This window comes from Streptomyces sp. NPDC051315 (genome assembly GCF_044455165.1).
GTDB lineage: Bacteria > Actinomycetota > Actinomycetes > Streptomycetales > Streptomycetaceae > Streptomyces.
In genome coordinates, this window is record NZ_JBITEN010000004.1 from 313589 (window position 1) to 330791 (window position 17203).

The window sequence follows — 17203 nt, forward strand, 5'->3', positions numbered from 1 at the left end:
CAGGGCCGTCAGCGGCTCGCGGCCACCCGGAAGCGGATGCCGGCCGCGCGCAGCCGCTCGGTGAGCGCGTCGCCCATCGCGACCGCCGTCGTGACCTGGCCGGCCGTCTCCGGGAGGTCGTCGAAGGCCAGGGCGAGCGCCGCCTCGGCGAACATCTTCGCCGTCTCGTCGTAGCCGGGGTCGCCGCCCGACACCTCGGTGTACACCCGTCGGCCGCCGCCCTCGCCCACGAACCGGACGGAGAACCAGCTGCGCGCCCGCTTCTCGGCGCTCGGCCCCTCCCCGGGCTTCAGCCGGTCCGACAGCCAGCGCCGGGCGGGCGGCAGTTGGGCGGCGGCGAAGAGCGCCCCGACGGCCGCGGTGCCGCCCACCGCGACCGGCAGCCGCCGTACGGCCGCGTAGTGGCGGTAGCGGAAGTCGGGACCGTAGCGCTCCAGCGCCTTCGCGGACCGGCGCACGATCTGCGGGTCGATGGTCGGCAAGGGCAGCGCCCAGGCGCCGACCTCGGGGGCGAACCGGGGCGTCCCGGGCGGTGCCGTGGCCCGGCGGCCCATCAGCCGCGGCTCGTGCCGGTGCCGCTCCCGCGCCGCGGCCACCATCTGGCGGCCGCGGGCGAACTGGCCCAGCGCGGAGGCGAACGTGCCGCCCGAGAAGGTGGCGTCGGCGGTCACGAAGCCGTCCACGGTCAGCGGCACACCCTCCGGCAGCTGCCGGACGGTGAAGTACACGCCCAGGTCGTGCGGGACCGAGTCGAACCCGCACGCGTGCACCAGGCGCGCGCCCGTCTCGCGCGCGCGTGCGTCGTGCCGGACGTACATCAGGTCCACGAACTCCGGCTCGCCCGTGAGGTCGAGGTAGTCGGAACCGGCGTCCGCGCAGGCGGCCACGAGTTCCTCGCCGTACGTCACGTAGGGGCCGACCGTCGTCGCCACCACGCGCGCGTGCCCGGCGAGGGCGCGCAGGGAGGCCGGGTCCGACACGTCCGCGCGCAGCACCCCGGGCCGCGCGCCGCCGGGCAGCCGGTCGCGCAGCCGCCGCAGCCTGGTCTCGTCCCGGCCGGCGATCGCCCAGCGGAGGTCCTCGGGCGCGTGGGCCGCGAGGTACTCCGCGGTGAGCGTCCCGACGAAGCCGGTGGCCCCGAAGAGCACGATGTCGTACGGACGGTCCGTCCTTTTCAGCCTGCTCATGACACCCCTTGGTCGTGCAGCCCGCGCCGCTGTCGGTGGCTGAGGCTAGCGTGAGGAGTGCGGAGCCCGACGACGAGCCCGGAGGCAGCAGGTGGCCGTACCCAGGAACGCCCTGAACAAGTGGGCGACAGTGCGCGAGTTCGCCCTCGGTCTGCCGGGCGCGACCGAGGAGTTCCCCTGGGGCGAGACCGTCGCCAAGGTCAACCGGAAGGTGTTCGTCTTCCTCGGGGCCGACGGCGGCAGCCACCCGCTCGGCCTCACGGTCAAGCTCAGGGACGAGACGGCCCATGCCCACGCCCTCGCCTCCCCGGGCGCCGAGCCCGCCGGGTACGGCCTCGGCGGGTCCGGGTGGGTGAGCGTCCCGCTGGAGGGCCGGGGCGCCCCCGCGGCCGAGCTGCTGTGCGACTGGGTGGAGGAGAGCTACCGCACGATCGCGCCCAGACGGCTCGTCACGGAGCTGGACGGCCGCAGAGGCACGGCGGGCGCCCGGCCGTAAACTGGCTAAGCGCTTGCTCGCCCCACCTCTTGTCTCCACTGGAACACGTTCTTAGCATCACTGGTGTTACATCGGTTGTGTCACAGCGAGGGGGCTGGATGACAACGGCAGGGACGGCCGAAGGACCGGCCGGCACGGCTGGGCCCGGCCCGCTCGCCGGTGTGCGCGTGGTCGAACTGGCCGGCATCGGGCCCGGCCCCTTCGCGGCCATGCTCCTCGCCGACCTCGGCGCCGACGTCGTCCGGGTGGACCGCCCCGGCGGCCCCTCCCTCGCGATCGACCCGGCCCACGACGTCACCAACCGCAACAAACGATCGGTGATCGTCGACCTGAAGGCACCGGACGGCCCCGCGCGCGTGCTCGACCTCGCCGCCCGCGCCGACGTGCTGATCGAGGGCAACCGCCCGGGCGTCGCCGAGCGTCTCGGCGTCGGCCCCGACGCCTGCCACGCCCGCAACCCCCGGCTGGTGTACGGCCGGATGACCGGCTGGGGCCAGGACGGCCCGCTCGCCCACCGGGCCGGCCACGACGTCGCCTACATCGCCGTCACCGGCACCCTCGGCATGATCGGCGCCCCGGACACACCCCCGGCCGTCCCCGCCAACCTCCTCGGCGACTACGCCGGCGGCTCCCTCTACCTCGTCGTCGGCCTCCTCGCCGCGCTCCACCACGCGCGCGTGACGGGCACCGGCCAGGTCGTCGACGCGGCCATCGTCGACGGCACCGCCCACCTCTCCGCGATGATCCACGGCATGCTCGCCGCCGGCGGCTGGCAGGACCGGCGCGGCGCCAACCTCCTCGACGGCGGCTGCCCGTACTACGGCACCTACGAGACCGCCGACGGCGGGTACATGGCCGTCGGCGCCCTGGAGCCGCAGTTCTACGACGAGTTCGTGCGCCTCCTCGGACTCCGGGACGTCGCCGAGGCCCGCGGGGACTGGACCCGCTGGGGCGACCTGCGCGAGGCGGTCGCCGCCCGCTTCGCGTCCCGCACCCGCGACGAGTGGACGGCCGTCTTCGAGGGCTCCGACGCGTGCGTGGCGCCCGTGCTGTCGCTGCGCGAGGCCCCGCACCACCCGCACCTCGCCGCCCGCTCCACCTTCACCGACCACGGCGGCATCACCCAGCCCGCCCCCGCCCCCCGGTTCTCCGCGACTCCCACCGCCGTCCGCAGCGGTCCCGCGCTGCCCGGCGCCGACACGGCCGCCGTGGCGCGCGACTGGGACACGCCCCGTCTCGTCGACGACCTCCCGCAGGGCGACTGACCCGCTCCGCCCACCCTCCCCGAAAGGCCTACCAGTGAGCACCGAAGCGTACGTGTACGACGCGATCCGCACCCCGCGCGGGCGCGGCAAGGCGAACGGCGCCCTGCACGGGACGAAGCCCATCGACCTCGTCGTCGGCCTCATCCACGAGCTGCGCGACCGCTTCCCGGCCCTCGACCCGGCCGCGATCGACGACATCGTCCTCGGCGTCGTCGGCCCCGTGGGCGACCAGGGCTCCGACATCGCGCGGATCGCCGCGATCGCGGCCGGCCTGCCGGACACGGTGGCCGGCGTGCAGGAGAACCGCTTCTGTGCGTCGGGCCTCGAAGCCGTCAACCTGGCCGCCATGAAGGTCCGCTCGGGCTGGGAGGACCTGGTCCTCGCGGGCGGTGTCGAGTCGATGTCCCGGGTGCCGATGGCCTCCGACGGCGGCGCCTGGTTCAACGACCCGATGACCAACCTCGCCGTCAACTTCGTGCCGCAGGGCATCGGCGCCGACCTCATCGCCACCATCGAGGGCTTCTCCCGGCGCGACGTCGACGAGTACGCGGCCCTGTCGCAGGAGCGGGCGGCCACGGCCTGGAAGGAGGGCCGCTTCGACCGCTCCGTGGTGCCGGTGAAGGACCGCAACGGCCTCGTCGTCCTCGACCACGACGAGCACATGCGCCCGGGGACGACCGCCGACTCCCTCGCCGCGCTCAACCCCTCCTTCGCCGACATCGGCGACCTGGGCGGCTTCGACGCCGTGGCCCTGCAGAAGTACCACTGGGTGGAGAGGATCGACCACGTCCACCACGCGGGCAACTCCTCCGGCATCGTCGACGGCGCCTCGCTGGTCGCGATCGGCTCGAAGGAGGTCGGCGAGCGCCACGGCCTCACCCCGCGCGCGCGGATCGTCTCCGCCGCCGTCTCCGGCTCCGAGCCCACCATCATGCTCACCGGCCCCGCCCCCGCCACCCGCAAGGCACTCGCCAAGGCCGGCCTGACCATCGACGACATCGACCTCGTCGAGATCAACGAGGCCTTCGCGGCGGTCGTCCTGCGCTTCGTGAAGGACATGGGCCTGTCCCTGGACAAGGTCAACGTCAACGGCGGCGCCATCGCCCTCGGCCACCCCCTCGGCGCCACCGGCGCGATGATCCTCGGCTCGCTCGTCGACGAACTGGAGCGCCAGGACAAGCGCTACGGCCTCGCCACCCTCTGCGTGGGCGGCGGCATGGGCATCGCCACGATCGTCGAACGCGTCTGACCACCCCGGCGGAACCAAGAGACTTCTACGGAGACCCTGTCATGACACAGAGCACCACCATCCGCTGGGAACAGGACCGCACCGGCCTCGTCACCCTCGTCCTCGACGACCCCGACCAGTCCGCGAACACCATGAACCAGGCGTTCCGCGACTCCCTCGCCGTGGTCACCGACCGCCTGGAGGCCGAGAAGGACACCGTCCGGGGCGTCATCATCACCTCCGCCAAGAAGACCTTCTTCGCCGGCGGCGACCTGCGCGACCTCATCCGCGTCACCCCCGACACCGCCCAGGAGCTGTTCGACGGCGGCCTGGAGATCAAGCGCAACCTCCGCCGCATCGAGACCCTCGGCAAGCCGGTCGTCGCCGCGATCAACGGCGCCGCCCTGGGCGGCGGATACGAGCTCGCCCTCGCCTGCCACCACCGGATCGCCCTCGACGCGCCCGGCTCGAAGATCGGCTGCCCCGAGGTCACCCTCGGTCTGCTCCCCGGCGGCGGTGGTGTCGTGCGCACCGTACGCCTGCTGGGCATCGCCGACGCCCTCCTCAAGGTCCTCCTCCAGGGCACCCAGTACAGCCCCCGGCGGGCCCTGGAGAACGGCCTGATCCACGAGGTCGCCGTCACCCAGGAGGAGATGCTGGCCAAGGCCCGCGCGTTCATCGACGCCCACCCCGAGTCCCAGCAGCCCTGGGACAGGCCCGGCTACCGCATCCCCGGCGGCACGCCCGCCCACCCCAAGTTCGCGGCGAACCTGCCCGCCTTCCCGGCCACCCTGCGCAAGCAGACGGGCGGCGCCCCCTACCCGGCCCCGCGCAACATCCTCGCCGCCGCCGTCGAGGGCGCCCAGGTCGACTTCGAGACCGCCCAGGTCATCGAGGCCCGCTACTTCGTGGAACTGGCGGCCGGCCAGACCTCGAAGAACATGATCCAGGCGTTCTTCTTCGACCTCCAGGCCGTCAACTCCGGCGCCAACCGACCGCAGGGCATCGCGCCGCGCCAGGTCCGTAGGGTCGCCGTGCTGGGCGCCGGGATGATGGGCGCCGGCATCGCCTACTCGTGCGCCCGCGCGGGCATCGACGTCGTCCTGAAGGACGTCTCCCTGGAGGCGGCCGTCAAGGGCAAGGGCTACTCCGAGAAGCTGTGCGCCAAGGCCGTCTCCCGGGGCCGCACCACCCAGGAGAAGGCCGACGCGCTGCTCGCCCGCATCACGCCCACCGCCGACCCCCAGGACCTGGCCGGCTGCGACGCCGTCATCGAGGCGGTGTTCGAGGACACCTCCCTCAAGCACAAGGTCTTCCAGGAGATCCAGCACGTCGTCGCGCCGGACGCCCTGCTGTGCTCCAACACCTCCACCCTCCCCATCACCGTCCTGGCCGAGGGCGTCGAGCGGCAGGCCGACTTCATCGGCCTGCACTTCTTCTCGCCCGTCGACAAGATGCCGCTCGTCGAGATCATCAAGGGCGGGCGCACCGGCGACGAGGCGCTCGCGCGCGCCTTCGACCTGGTCCGGCAGATCAAGAAGACGCCGATCGTCGTCAACGACTCACGCGGCTTCTTCACCTCCCGGGTGATCGGCCACTTCATCAACGAGGGCGTCGCCATGGTCGGCGAGGGCATCGAGCCCGCGTCCGTCGAGCAGGCGGCGGCCCAGGCCGGCTATCCGGCGAAGGTCCTGTCCCTGATGGACGAGCTGACGCTCACCCTGCCCCGCAAGATCCGCAACGAGTCGAAGCGGGCCGTCGAGGAGGCAGGCGGCACCTGGCCCGGGCACCCCGCCGAGGCCGTCATCGACCGCATGGTCGACGAGTTCGGCCGCACCGGCCGCAGCGGAGGCGCCGGCTTCTACGACTACGTCGACGGCAAGCGGGCGGGCCTGTGGCCGGGCCTGCGTGAGCACTTCACCCGCGAGGGCGCGGAGATCCCCTTCCGGGACATGCAGGAGCGCATGCTCTTCTCCGAGGCCCTCGACACCGTCCGGCTGCTCGAGGAGGGAGTGCTGACGTCCGTCGCCGACGCCAATATCGGCTCCCTCTTCGGCATCGGCTTCCCCGGCTGGACCGGCGGCGTCCTGCAGTACATCAACGGCTACGAGGGCGGCCCCGCCGGATTCGTGGCACGCGCGCGTGAACTCGCCGAGCGTTACGGCGACCGCTTCACCCCGCCCGCGCTGCTGGTGGAGAAGGCGGAGAGGGGGGAGACCTTCACCGACGGCCGCTGAACACCGTCAGGGGGAGCCGCCTGTCCGCGGCTCCCCGAGCCATCCGCGCAGCTCCTTGCCGAGCGAGCGCTGGAAGGTCGTCAGCAGCGCCTCAACGACCAGCGGCTGCATGTGCGTGGACAGCGACCTCACGTCCTCCGCGCCGCGCTCGGCCACCGCGTCCCGCAGCAGCCGGGACAGTTCCTGCGCCGCCGCGCGCGAGTGCTCCAGCAGCACCTCGCGCGCCGCGAGGACCACCTCCTGCGACAGCGGTACGTCGAGCAGGGCGACGCCGAGCCGGAGCAGCCCCGCGTCGACGCGGAAGGAGCCGTTGTCGTCGGCGACGACGTCCATGGCGGCCAGCCGCCGCACGTCCTCGTCGGTCAGGTGCCGCCCCGCCAGCCGGTCCAGCTCCTGTCGTGGGACGGTCTCCACCGTCTCCGGCGCCCACGAGGCCACCACCGCGCGATGGATGGCGAGGTCCTGCGCGTCGAGACCGGGCGGCAACTGGTTCAGGTAGCGCTCGATCGCCGCCAGCGTCATGCCCTGCCGCTGGAGTTCCTCGATCAGCGCGAGACGCGCGAGGTGCTCCGGGCCGTAGTGCCCCACCCGGCGCGGACCGATCACCGGCGGCGGCAGCAGACCCCTGGTGCTGTAGAACCGCACCGTGCGCACCGTGACCCCCGCGCGGGCGGCCAGTTCGTCGACCGTGAGGGCCGGCTCCTCGGTCTCGATCGTCATGTGCAGCAGTATCGCTGTCGCACCGGTGCTGTGACACCGGAGGGGACGGCGGGGAAGCCGGCTGACCCCGTGACGGTCGTGTGAGAAGTAACGCTGTGTGATGTGAACCACCGCATGAGCGCGGACCCCTCTGGGAAGCTGCTGCCTTGGTCTGTGCCCCGACCCGGGTGCCGCGGGCCTTGACCGTAAGGACACCCGGGCGCACCACGCCCGGGCGCACCAGAGAGTGGAACCACCCGTGAGCAAGGACACCGTGCACACGGCCAGGGTCGCCGCCCACCCCCAGGCGACCGCGACACCCGCGGACGCGGGCGACGCCGGCTACAGCAAGGACCTCAAGCACCGCCACGTCAACATGATCGCCATCGGCGGCGCGATCGGCACCGGCCTCTTCCTGGGCGCCGGAGGACGCCTGAACAACGCGGGCCCCGCGCTCGCCCTCGCCTACCTCGTCTGCGGCGTCTTCGCCTTCTTCGTCGTCCGCGCCCTCGGCGAGCTGGTCCTGTACCGGCCGTCCTCCGGGTCGTTCGTGTCGTACGCGCGCGAGTTCCTCGGCGAGAAGGGCGCCTACGTCGCCGGCTGGATGTACTTCCTGAACTGGTCCACCACCGGCATCGCCGACATCACCGCGATCGCGCTCTACACGCACTACTGGAGCATGTTCACGAGCATCCCCCAGTGGGTGCTCGCGCTCATCGCCCTCGCCGTGGTGCTGGCCGTGAACCTCATCTCGGTGAAGATCTTCGGCGAGATGGAGTTCTGGTTCGCCATCGTCAAGGTCGCCACCCTCGTCGCCTTCATGTGCGTCGGCATCTTCCTGCTCGCCACCCAGCACGAGGTCGGCGGCCAGACGCCCGGCCTGCACGTCATCACCGACAACGGCGGTTTCCTCCCGCACGGCCTGATGCCGGTCGTCCTCGTCATGCAGGGCGTGATCTTCGCGTACGCCGCGCTGGAGCTGGTCGGTGTCGCCGCGGGCGAGACCGCCGAGCCGGAGAAGGTCGTCCCGCGCGCGGTGAACTCCATCATGTGGCGCGTGGGCCTGTTCTACGTCGGCTCGGTCGTCCTGCTCGCCCTGCTGCTGCCCGGCTCGGTCTACTCGGCCGACGAGAGCCCCTTCGTCACCGTCCTGTCGAAGATCGGCGTCTCCGGCGCCGGCGACGTGATGAACCTCGTCGTCCTGACCGCCGCCATGTCGTCCCTGAACTCCGGCCTGTACTCGACCGGCCGCATCCTGCGCTCCATGGCCATGGCGGGTTCGGCGCCGAAGTTCACCGCCCGCATGAACCGCAGCCAGGTCCCCTACGGCGGCATCCTCCTGACCTGCGCGGTCTGCGTCCTCGGCGTCGGCCTGAACTTCCTCATGCCGGACCAGGCCTTCGAGATCGTGCTGAACGTCGCCTCCCTCGGCATCATCAGCACCTGGGTGATCATCATGGTCTGCCACCTGGTCTTCGTCCGCCGCGCCAGGGCCGGCCTGGTCGACCGCCCCTCCTTCCGCCTCCCCGGCAGCCCCGTCACCGAGATCGTCACGATCGCCTTCCTGGTCGCCGTGCTCGGCCTGATGTGGAACGACCCCGAGGTCGGCCGCAGGACCCTCCTGCTCGTCCCGGTCGTCGCGGCGGCCCTCGTCGGCGGCTGGTTCGCCATCCGACGCCGGGTGGCGAGGACGGCCGACGAGGAGCTCTCGCAGCTCACCCAGTAGCCGGGCCCGAACGGGAGAACAGCAGCTCACGGCCGCTGTCAGCGGCATCGCCTAGGGTGGCGTCATGTCGGGGATCACGTATGTCCGGGGTGACGCCACCGTGCCGTCGGTGAAGGGCGTCAAGGTGATCGCCCATGTCTGCAACGACATCGGGGGATGGGGCAAGGGCTTCGTCGTGGCGCTCTCGCGCCGCTGGCCGGAGCCGGAGGCGGCCTACCGCGCCTGGCACCGCAACCGCGCGGCGAACGACTTCGGGCTGGGCGCCGTCCAGTGCGTCCAGGTCGAACCGTACGTCTGGGTGGCCAACATGGTCGGCCAACGCGGCACCCGCACGGGCAGCAAGGGCGTCCCGGTGCGCTACGAGGCGATCGACACCGCGCTGGCCCGCCTCGCCGGCAAGGCGGCGGAACTCGACGCCTCCGTCCACATGCCCCGGATAGGCTGCGGCCTGGCCGGAGGCAAGTGGTCCCGGATCGAGCCGCTGATCACCGAGCGGCTGGTGAAGCGGGGGATCACGGTCACGGTCTACGACCATGGGGAGGGTTCGAGTTGAGCCGTGACACCGACGTCCTCGTACTCGGCGGGGCGGGTGTGGACACCATCGTGTACGTGCCGGAGCTGCCGCTCCCGTACGCCGACAGCTACATGATCGACAGCGGCATCCGTCCCCGCGCGGGGCAGACCGGGGACTTCGTGGCCCTCGGGCTGAGCGCCCTCGGCCTGCGCACCCACCACCTCGACTTCCTGGGCGACGACCCCGAGGGCGAGCTGGTGCGTGCCCTGCACCACGAGAAGGGCCTCGCCCTGACCGCCATCCCGCAGCCCGCCGGCACCAAGCGCGCGGTGAACCTGGTCGGCCCCGACGGACGGCGCCTGTCCCTGTACGACAGCAGCCGTTCCCACCCGGACGACCGGTTCCCGCAGGACATCCTGGTACCCCTGGCCGAGTCGAGCCGGCACGCCCATGTCTCGATCACCCAGCCCTGCGCCCAGGCCCTGCCCGCGCTGCGTGCGGCCGGCGTGAGCATCTCGACCGATCTGCACAACTGGGACGGGGAGAACGCCTACCAGGAGGCGTTCGCCCTCGCCGCCGACGTCGTCTTCCTGTCCACGACGGCCCTGGCCGACCCCGAGCGGACCATGCGCCGCATCCTGGAGCGGGGCCGGGCCGAGGTGGTCGTCGCCACCGCCGGTGCCGAGGGCGCGTACCTGCTGACCGACGACGAGCTGACCCACGTACCGGCGGTGGCGCCCCCCGCACCGGTGGTGGACAGCAACGGCGCGGGTGACGCCTTCGCCGCCGGATTCCTCTACGGCCGCCTCACCGGCGCGACGCCCCGCACCTGCGCCCAGTACGGCGCGGTGGCCGGGGCGTACGCCTGCACGGTGCCCTCGACGGAGACGGACGCCATCGGCCGGGCGGAACTCCTGGCCCGGGCGGCCCAGGGCAGCCTCGCTCCCTGAACCGCCCGCCGGTCACTCAGTGCCCGTGCCCGTCCTCGTGCTCGTGCACCGCGTTCGTCGCCGCGATCTTCTTCCACGACCTCGGCTGCTCCACGGCGGCCGGGGTCCGGGCGACGGAGGCATCCGCCGCCGCGGCCGCCGTCGGCTTCGACGCCTGGAAGAGCCAGGTGTCGAACAGCGCGTCCAGCGACTTCCCGGACACCTCCTGCGCGTACCGCCGGAAGTCGGCGACGGTGGCGTTGCCGTGGGCGTACGTGCGAGGCCAGCCCTTCAGCACGGCGAAGAAGGCCTCGTCGCCGATCTCGTTCCGCAGCGCCTGGAGAGCCAGCGCGCCCCGGTCGTACACCGCGAGGTGGAACTGGTTCTCCGGCCCCGGGTCCCCGGGCCTCACCGTCCAGAACGGGTCGTCGGCCGGATGTGAGGCGTACACGTAGTCCGCGATCTCCTGCGCCGTGCCCTCGCCCTCGTGTTCGGACCACAGCCACTGCGCGTACCGCGCGAAGCCCTCGTTGATCCAGATGTCCTTCCACCCGGCGACGGAGACCAGGTCGCCGTACCACTGGTGGGCCAGCTCGTGCACGACCACGGAGGTGTTCGAGCCGTTCGCGAACTGCCGGGGGCTGTAGAAGGGCCGGGTCTGCGTCTCCAGCGCGTACCCGGTGGTGGTGTTCGGGACGTATCCGCCGAGCGCGTCGAAGGGGTACGGCCCGAAGGAGCCGGCCAGCCAGTCGGCGATCTCCCCGGTGCGTTCGATGCTGGCGCGCGCCGCACCGGCGTTGTCGCCGAGGTCCTTGCTGTAGGCGTTGACGACCGGGATGCCGCTCTCGCTCGTGCCGGTCGTGATGTCGAACCTGCCGACCGCGAGCGTGGCGAGATAGGTCGCCTGCGGCTTGTTCGAGCGCCAGCTGAAGCGGGTCCAGCCCGCGCGTGAACTCGTCGACTGCAGGGTGCCGTTGGAGATGGCCTGCGTGCCGTCCGGCACCTGTACCGACACGTCGTAGGTGGCCTTGTCGAGCGGATGGTCGTTGCTCGGGAACCACCACCAGGCCGCTTCGGGCTCGTTGGCGGCGACCCCGCCGTCCGGGGTGCGGTGCCAACTGGTGAAGCCGTACGCCTGCTTCGACGACGGGACCCCGCTGTAGCGCACCACGACGGTGACCGCCGTGCCCTTGGCCAGGGGTGTCCTCGGCGTGATCTCCAGTTCGTGCTCGCCCGAGGTCGCGAAGGCCGCCCTGGTGCCGTTGACCCGCACCTCGGCCACGTCGAGCAGGAAGTCCAGGTTGAACCGCGACAGGTCCTGGGTGGTCCTCGCCAGGATGGTCGCCGTGCCCTCCAGCTCGTCCGTGGCGGGCTGGTACCTCAGCCGCAGGTCGTAGTGGGAGACGTCGTATCCGCCGTTGCCGTAGTCCGGGTAGTAGGGGTCGCCGATGCCCGGGGCGCCGGGGGAGACGCTCGCGGCCGATGCCGGGATCGCCAGCAGGACGGACGCGGCGGCGAGTGCGCCCGGCGCGATGAATCTGCGGTGCACGAGAGCTCCAAGTCGTTGGGGCACGAAGTTCCGTTCGGAGCCTATTGACTCCCTGTGCCCACGACCTGCCCACAGCCACCGCTGTCACACGATCGCCATTCGGCCGTCATGACCTGACCTGAACCATGGACGTCTTCCGGCCACAGGCGACGCGCAATCGCCCTCTTCTGTAAGGGAGTTGGCCGCTGTACCGTCCCGCGCATGCCGACACGCACGCGCTTCACGATCTGGAGACCGCTCGCGACCGCCGCCGTCACCGCCCTGGTGGCCGCCCTCCTCACCCCGGCAGCGGCCCACGCCACCACCCCGCGCGAGAGCAGGCCCGTCCACTCCTACGACAACGCCGTCCGCGAGGCCGTCTGGGTGGACACCCGCCTCGACGGCGACGGCGACGGCAGGACCGATCGGGTCGCCGTCGACATCGTCCGCCCCCGCGAACCCGCCGAACAGGGCCGCAAGGTGCCCGTCATCATGGACGCCAGCCCCTACTACTCCTGCTGCGGACGCGGCAACGAGAGCCAGCGGAAGACGTACGACGCGCAGGGCCGCGTCGAGCAGATGCCGCTGTTCTACGACAACTACTTTGTCCCCCGCGGCTACGCCGTCGTCGGTGTCGACCTGGCCGGCACCAACCGCTCCGACGGCTGTGTCGACGTCGGCGGCCGCTCCGACGTCCTCTCCGCGAAGGCCGTCGTCGACTGGCTCAACGGCCGTGCCACGGCGTACACGACCCGCACCGGCACCACCACCACCGAGGCGGACTGGACCAACGGCCGCACCGGCATGATCGGCAAGAGCTGGGACGGCACCATCGCCAACGGTGTCGCCGCCACCGGCGTGAAGGGCCTGAGGACCATCGTCCCGATCAGCGCCATCTCCTCCTGGTACGACTACTACTTCCAGCAGGGCGCCCCGCTGTACGACTCCGGCCCCGACTGGCTGTCGCACTACGTGAACAGCCCCGACGCCCGCGCCAGGTGCGCCGCCGTCCAGCGGAAACTCGTCGAGGGGGCCCCGCGCACCGGTGATTGGACCGGTCTGTGGACCGAGCGCGACTACGTCGAGGACGCGAGCAAGGTGCGGGCGAGCGTCTTCCTCGTCCACGGCCTGCAGGACCTCAACGTCCGGATGAAGCACGTCGGCCAGTGGTGGGACGCCCTGGCGCAGAACGGCGTCGAGCGCAAGATCTGGCTCTCCCAGACCGGCCACGTCGACCCCTTCGACTTCCGTCGCGCCGCCTGGGTCGAGACCCTGCACCGCTGGTTCGACCACGAACTCCTCGGCCACGACAACGGCATCGACCGCGAGCCCATGGCCGACATCGAACGCCACCCCGACCAGTGGGTGACCTCCGCGGTCTGGCCGCCGAAGGGCACGCGGACGGCGACCCTGCGCCCGGCCGCCGGCGAACAGGCGGGCGTCGGCACCCTCGGCCTGCGCCCGGGCACCGGCACCGCGGCCTTCACCGACGACCCCCGGCTGGGCGAGACCGACTGGGCCGCGGCCGTCGACACCCCGACCCCCGGCAAGGCCGGCTTCGTGACCGGGCCCCTCGCCCGCGACCTGCGCCTGTCCGGCTCCTCGCGGGTGACGGTCACCGCCACGCCCACCACCGCGACGGCCCATCTGACCGCCGTCCTGGTCGACCTCGGCCCCGACACCATCCGTGACTACGCGGCGAGCGGCGAGGGCATCACCACCCTCACCGACCGCACCTGCTGGGGCGCGAGCACCACCGGCGACAGCGCCTGCTTCAAGGAGACCAGGGCCGCGACCACCGAGGTGGACCACACGGTCGTCAGCCGCGGCTGGGCCGACCTCGGCACCCACGCAGACGCCGGCAAGGGCGCCCCGCTCACGCCGGGCAAGGCGTACAGGATCACCCTCGACCTGGCGGCCACCGACCACGTCGTACCCAAGGGCCACCGCCTGGCCCTGATCGTCGCCGGGACCGACAGGGACCTGATCGACCCGCCCGCCGACACCCCGACCCTCACCCTGGACCTCTCCCGGACCTCGGCCCGCGTCCCGCTGGTCGGCGGCGCCCCGGCCTTCGCGCACGCCACGGCCGGCCACGCGGCGGCGGTGACCCCCGAGGCGGCCCCACGGGACGGCGTACGGGCACCGCGGGAGCCGTACCGCGTCCCGTGAGCCCTGACCGGAGCCTGGGGGGGGGGGGGGGGGGGGGGGGGGGGGGGGGGGGGGGGGGGGGGGGGGGGGGGGGGGGGGGGGGGGGGGGGGGGGGGCCCCCCCCCCCCCGGCCGGTCAGCACTCAGCGATCCGGCCGGTGCGGGCCCAGAGAACCTGCCGGTCCAGGTCTGTGAACCCACCGCTCCGGACCCGATGACCCACCGGTCCGCATCCCGTCACCCTGTCGGTCCGGACCTCCGGCCCGACCGGTCCGGATCCCGGACGAGAGCCGCTACGGGGAGTCCGCCGCAGCCACCAGGTCGGCCGCTTCCTCCGCACAGCCCCAGGCCACGGTCACTCCGCCCCCGCCGTGCCCGTAGTGATGCACGACCGTCCGCCCGTCCGGCAGCACTCCCCGCTCCAGCCGCACCGCGTCCCGTACCGGACGCAGCCCCACCCGGTGTTCCAGGACCCGCGCCCCGGCGACCTCCGGCCGCAGCGCGGCACAGCGCCGGACGATCGCCTGGGCGACCGCGGGGTCCGGCTCCAGTGACCACGCGTCGTCCTCCGCGGTGCCGCCCAGCAGCAGCCGCCCCGGCTGCGGGAAGAGGTAGGCCGGTTCGTCGTCCGGGCCGGCGGAGACGAGCCAGGTGTCGATCCCCGGGTTCTCCACGACGACCAGCTGTCCCCGCTGGGGCCGTACCGACGCGTCCCCGGCCAGGTCGCGGGCGCCCAGGCCCGCGCAGTTGACGACGACCGGCGCGTCCGCCTCGGCCAGCTCGGTCACGGTGCGCTCCTCGACCGTGCCGCCCGCACGCAGCAGCCGCTCCCGCAGCCACGGCAGATGGACCGTCATGTCGATCAGCGGCAGGCGCGCCCAGGTGCCGGTCCCGGCGGGGTACTCCCGCGCCGTCGCCCGGCGCAGCCCGGTCAGCCGCCCGGCCGTCCAGCTCTCGACGCCGGCCGGGTCCGTCCCTCCCAGGACGCCCTCGACCAGGCGCACACCGGTCTCCCCGGGCCGCTCGGCCAGGGCCCCGTACACCTCCAGCGAGCGCAGCGCCCACACCCGGGCCGACGCCATCGGCTCGACGTGGTACGGCCACCACAGCGCGCCCGCGACGGCCGAGGTGGTCCGCTCGACCGGCTCCCGAGTCCACACCCGTACCCGGCGGCCCCGCTCGGCCAGGACGACCGCCGTCGCCAGCCCGATGACCCCGGCGCCGACCACGACGACCTCGCCGTTTCCCCGCATGTCCACGTCCGGACGGTAGCCGATCCTCCCGGCGGGCGGCGACGGGGCGCAACCGGCGCGACCCGGGCACCGGGGGCCGACTAGGATCCTCCGTCTGTGACCGCCACCCTCGTCGCCAAGAACCTCGCCGCCGGGCACGGCGACCGCTCCCTCTTCTCCGGGCTGGACCTCGTCGTCGCCCCCGGGGACGTGATCGGGCTGGTCGGAGCCAACGGCGCGGGCAAGTCCACGCTGCTGAGGCTGCTCGCCGGCCTCACCGCGCCGGAGGAGGGGGAGCTCAGGCTCTCCCCGCCGACCGCGACCGTCGGCCACCTGCCCCAGGAGCCGGAGCGCCGCCCGGGTGAGAGAGTGCGGGAGTTCCTCGCCCGCCGTACCGGCGTCGCCGAGGCGCAGCGCGCGATGGACGAGGCCACGCAGGCGCTGGTCGACGGCGCGCCGGGTGCCGACGACGCGTACGCGACGAGCCTGGAGCGCTGGCTGGATCTCGGCGGCGCCGACCTCGACGAGCGCGCGGAGGAGGTCGCCGACTCCCTCGGTCTCGGCGTGGACCTCGACCAGCCGATGACGTCGCTCTCCGGCGGCCAGGCCGCCCGGGCCGGCCTCGCCTCCCTGCTGCTCTCCCGCTACGACGTCTTCCTCCTCGACGAGCCCACCAACGACCTCGACCTCGACGGCCTGGAGCGCCTGGAACGCTTCGTGACCGGCCTGCGGGCCGGCACCGTCGTCGTCAGCCACGACCGCGAGTTCCTCACCCGCACCGTCACCAAGGTCCTCGAACTCGACCTCGCGCAGCGGCAGATCAACCTCTACGGCGGCGGTTACGGCGCCTACCTGGAGGAACGCGAGGTCGCCCGCCGGCACGCCCGCGAGGACTACGAGGAGTACGCCGACAAGAGGGCCGCCCTCCAGGACCGCGCGCAGATGCAGCGCGCCTGGATGGACAAGGGCGTGAAGAACGCGCGCCGCAAGGCGGCCAACGACAACGACAAGATCGGCCGCAAGTTCCGCAGCGAGGCCAGCGAGAAGCAGGCCGCGAAGGCCCGGCAGACGCAGCGCATGATCGAGCGTCTGGAGGTCGTCGAGGAGCCGCGCAAGGAGTGGGAGCTGCGCATGGAGATCGCGGCCGCCCCGCGCTCCGGCGCGGTCGTGGCCACCCTCCGGGACGCCGAGGTGCGGCGCGGCGACTTCACGCTCGGACCGGTGTCGCTGCAGATCGACTGGGCCGACCGGGTCGCGGTCACCGGTGCGAACGGCACCGGCAAGTCGACGCTGCTGGGCGCGCTCCTGGGCCGTGTTCCGCTGGACGCCGGCCATGCGGCCCTCGGTTCGGGCGTCCTGGTCGGCGAGGTCGACCAGGCGCGTGAGCTGTTCCACGGTCCCGAGGCACTGCTCGACGCCTTCGGCGCGGCCGTCCCGGACACCGAACCGGCCGAGGTGCGCACCCTCCTGGCCAAGTTCGGGCTGAAGGCGGACCACGTGCTGCGCCCGGCGGCCACCCTGTCACCCGGCGAACGCACCCGCGCCGCCCTCGCGCTGCTCCAGGGACGCGGCGTCAACCTCCTCGTCCTCGACGAGCCGACCAACCACCTCGACCTGCCGGCCATCGAGCAGCTGGAGTCGGCCCTCGACGCCTACGAGGGCACCCTGCTCCTGGTCACCCACGACCGCCGCATGCTGGACGCGGTCCGCGTCACCCGCCGCCTGGAGGTCGCCGACGGCAAGGTGACCGAACGCTAGGCCCTGTCGTCACATTCCCGTCGTCGCCCGAAGGGCGGCCCTGCGGCGTCAGGTGCGTGCTCTCGGTGTGCCGGGCCCTGACCCTCGTACTGGATGTACTCGGGTCTGGGCCCGGTGGGGCGAGAGTGCGTGCATGGCGTCGCGGGGCAGACGGGAATGTGACGACAGGGCCTAGGGGGGTGTCCCGTGGATCAGGCCGGCTTCGAGTGAGGGTGCTGCTCGGCCGGGCCGAGCGGGGCCCGGTGCGTGCCCCC

The 17203-nt window shown here is 72.8% G+C and carries 13 protein-coding genes; 9 read left to right on the plus strand and 4 right to left on the minus strand.

Annotation, left to right across the window (positions count from 1 at the left end):
* Nucleotides 1-8: 8 nt before the first annotated feature.
* Nucleotides 9-1187: a saccharopine dehydrogenase family protein gene (locus ACIBBD_RS10590; RefSeq protein ID WP_399418943.1), complete on the minus strand. Its 1179-nt coding sequence runs from the start codon at nt 1185-1187 to the stop codon at nt 9-11.
* Nucleotides 1188-1278: 91 nt separating this feature from the next.
* Here ACIBBD_RS10590 and ACIBBD_RS10595 point away from each other — a divergent pair, with 91 nt between their 5' ends.
* From ACIBBD_RS10595 to ACIBBD_RS10610, 4 genes are all read left to right on the plus strand, one after another.
* Nucleotides 1279-1683 (plus strand): MmcQ/YjbR family DNA-binding protein, encoded by a 405-nt coding sequence (locus tag ACIBBD_RS10595; RefSeq protein WP_399418944.1) that lies wholly within the window; start codon nt 1279-1281, stop codon nt 1681-1683.
* Between the two features lie 98 nt (nt 1684-1781).
* Complete coding sequence (locus tag ACIBBD_RS10600) at nt 1782-2948, plus strand: CaiB/BaiF CoA transferase family protein (protein ID WP_399418945.1); 1167 nt, start codon at nt 1782-1784, stop codon at nt 2946-2948.
* 34 nt (nt 2949-2982) lie between these two features.
* Nucleotides 2983-4197, plus strand: a complete 1215-nt coding sequence (locus ACIBBD_RS10605; RefSeq protein ID WP_399418946.1) for an acetyl-CoA C-acetyltransferase — start codon at nt 2983-2985, stop codon at nt 4195-4197.
* A gap of 41 nt (nt 4198-4238) precedes the next feature.
* Nucleotides 4239-6413 carry a 3-hydroxyacyl-CoA dehydrogenase NAD-binding domain-containing protein gene (locus ACIBBD_RS10610; RefSeq protein ID WP_399418947.1) on the plus strand — a complete coding sequence of 725 codons (2175 nt, stop codon included), beginning with the start codon at nt 4239-4241 and terminating at the stop codon, nt 6411-6413.
* Nucleotides 6414-6419: 6 nt separating this feature from the next.
* On the opposite strand, the gene ACIBBD_RS10615 is transcribed toward ACIBBD_RS10610, so the two are convergent.
* Nucleotides 6420-7133 (minus strand): MerR family transcriptional regulator, encoded by a 714-nt coding sequence (locus ACIBBD_RS10615; protein ID WP_399418948.1) that lies wholly within the window; start codon nt 7131-7133, stop codon nt 6420-6422.
* Between the two features lie 238 nt (nt 7134-7371).
* On the opposite strand from ACIBBD_RS10615, the gene ACIBBD_RS10620 reads away from it, so the two are divergent.
* The 3 genes from ACIBBD_RS10620 (at nt 7372) to ACIBBD_RS10630 (ending at nt 10302) form a co-directional block, all read left to right on the plus strand.
* Complete coding sequence (locus tag ACIBBD_RS10620; protein WP_399418949.1) at nt 7372-8838, plus strand: amino acid permease; 1467 nt, start codon at nt 7372-7374, stop codon at nt 8836-8838.
* A 64-nt stretch (nt 8839-8902) separates the two neighbouring features.
* Nucleotides 8903-9391 (plus strand): macro domain-containing protein, encoded by a 489-nt coding sequence (locus ACIBBD_RS10625; protein WP_399418950.1) that lies wholly within the window; start codon nt 8903-8905, stop codon nt 9389-9391.
* The gene (locus ACIBBD_RS10630; RefSeq protein ID WP_399418951.1) at nt 9388-10302 is read left to right on the plus strand and encodes an adenosine kinase; all 915 of its coding nucleotides are present in this window, start codon (nt 9388-9390) and stop codon (nt 10300-10302) included. Before ACIBBD_RS10625 ends, ACIBBD_RS10630 begins: the two co-directional genes overlap by 4 nt.
* A gap of 16 nt (nt 10303-10318) precedes the next feature.
* Here ACIBBD_RS10630 and ACIBBD_RS10635 read toward each other — a convergent pair whose 3' ends face one another.
* Entirely contained in the window at nt 10319-11830 is a 1512-nt protein-coding gene (locus ACIBBD_RS10635; RefSeq protein ID WP_399418952.1) for a M1 family metallopeptidase, read from the minus strand.
* Nucleotides 11831-12031: 201 nt separating this feature from the next.
* On the opposite strand from ACIBBD_RS10635, the gene ACIBBD_RS10640 reads away from it, so the two are divergent.
* Nucleotides 12032-13981, plus strand: a complete 1950-nt coding sequence (locus ACIBBD_RS10640) for a Xaa-Pro dipeptidyl-peptidase (RefSeq protein ID WP_399418953.1) — start codon at nt 12032-12034, stop codon at nt 13979-13981.
* A gap of 271 nt (nt 13982-14252) precedes the next feature.
* Here the strand turns inward: ACIBBD_RS10640 and ACIBBD_RS10645 are convergent, their stop codons facing one another.
* Nucleotides 14253-15212 (minus strand): NAD(P)/FAD-dependent oxidoreductase, encoded by a 960-nt coding sequence (locus ACIBBD_RS10645; RefSeq protein ID WP_399419104.1) that lies wholly within the window; start codon nt 15210-15212, stop codon nt 14253-14255.
* Between the two features lie 96 nt (nt 15213-15308).
* Here ACIBBD_RS10645 and ACIBBD_RS10650 point away from each other — a divergent pair, with 96 nt between their 5' ends.
* Nucleotides 15309-16949 carry an ABC-F family ATP-binding cassette domain-containing protein gene (locus ACIBBD_RS10650; RefSeq protein ID WP_399418954.1) on the plus strand — a complete coding sequence of 547 codons (1641 nt, stop codon included), beginning with the start codon at nt 15309-15311 and terminating at the stop codon, nt 16947-16949.
* Nucleotides 16950-17203: the final 254 nt, after the last annotated feature.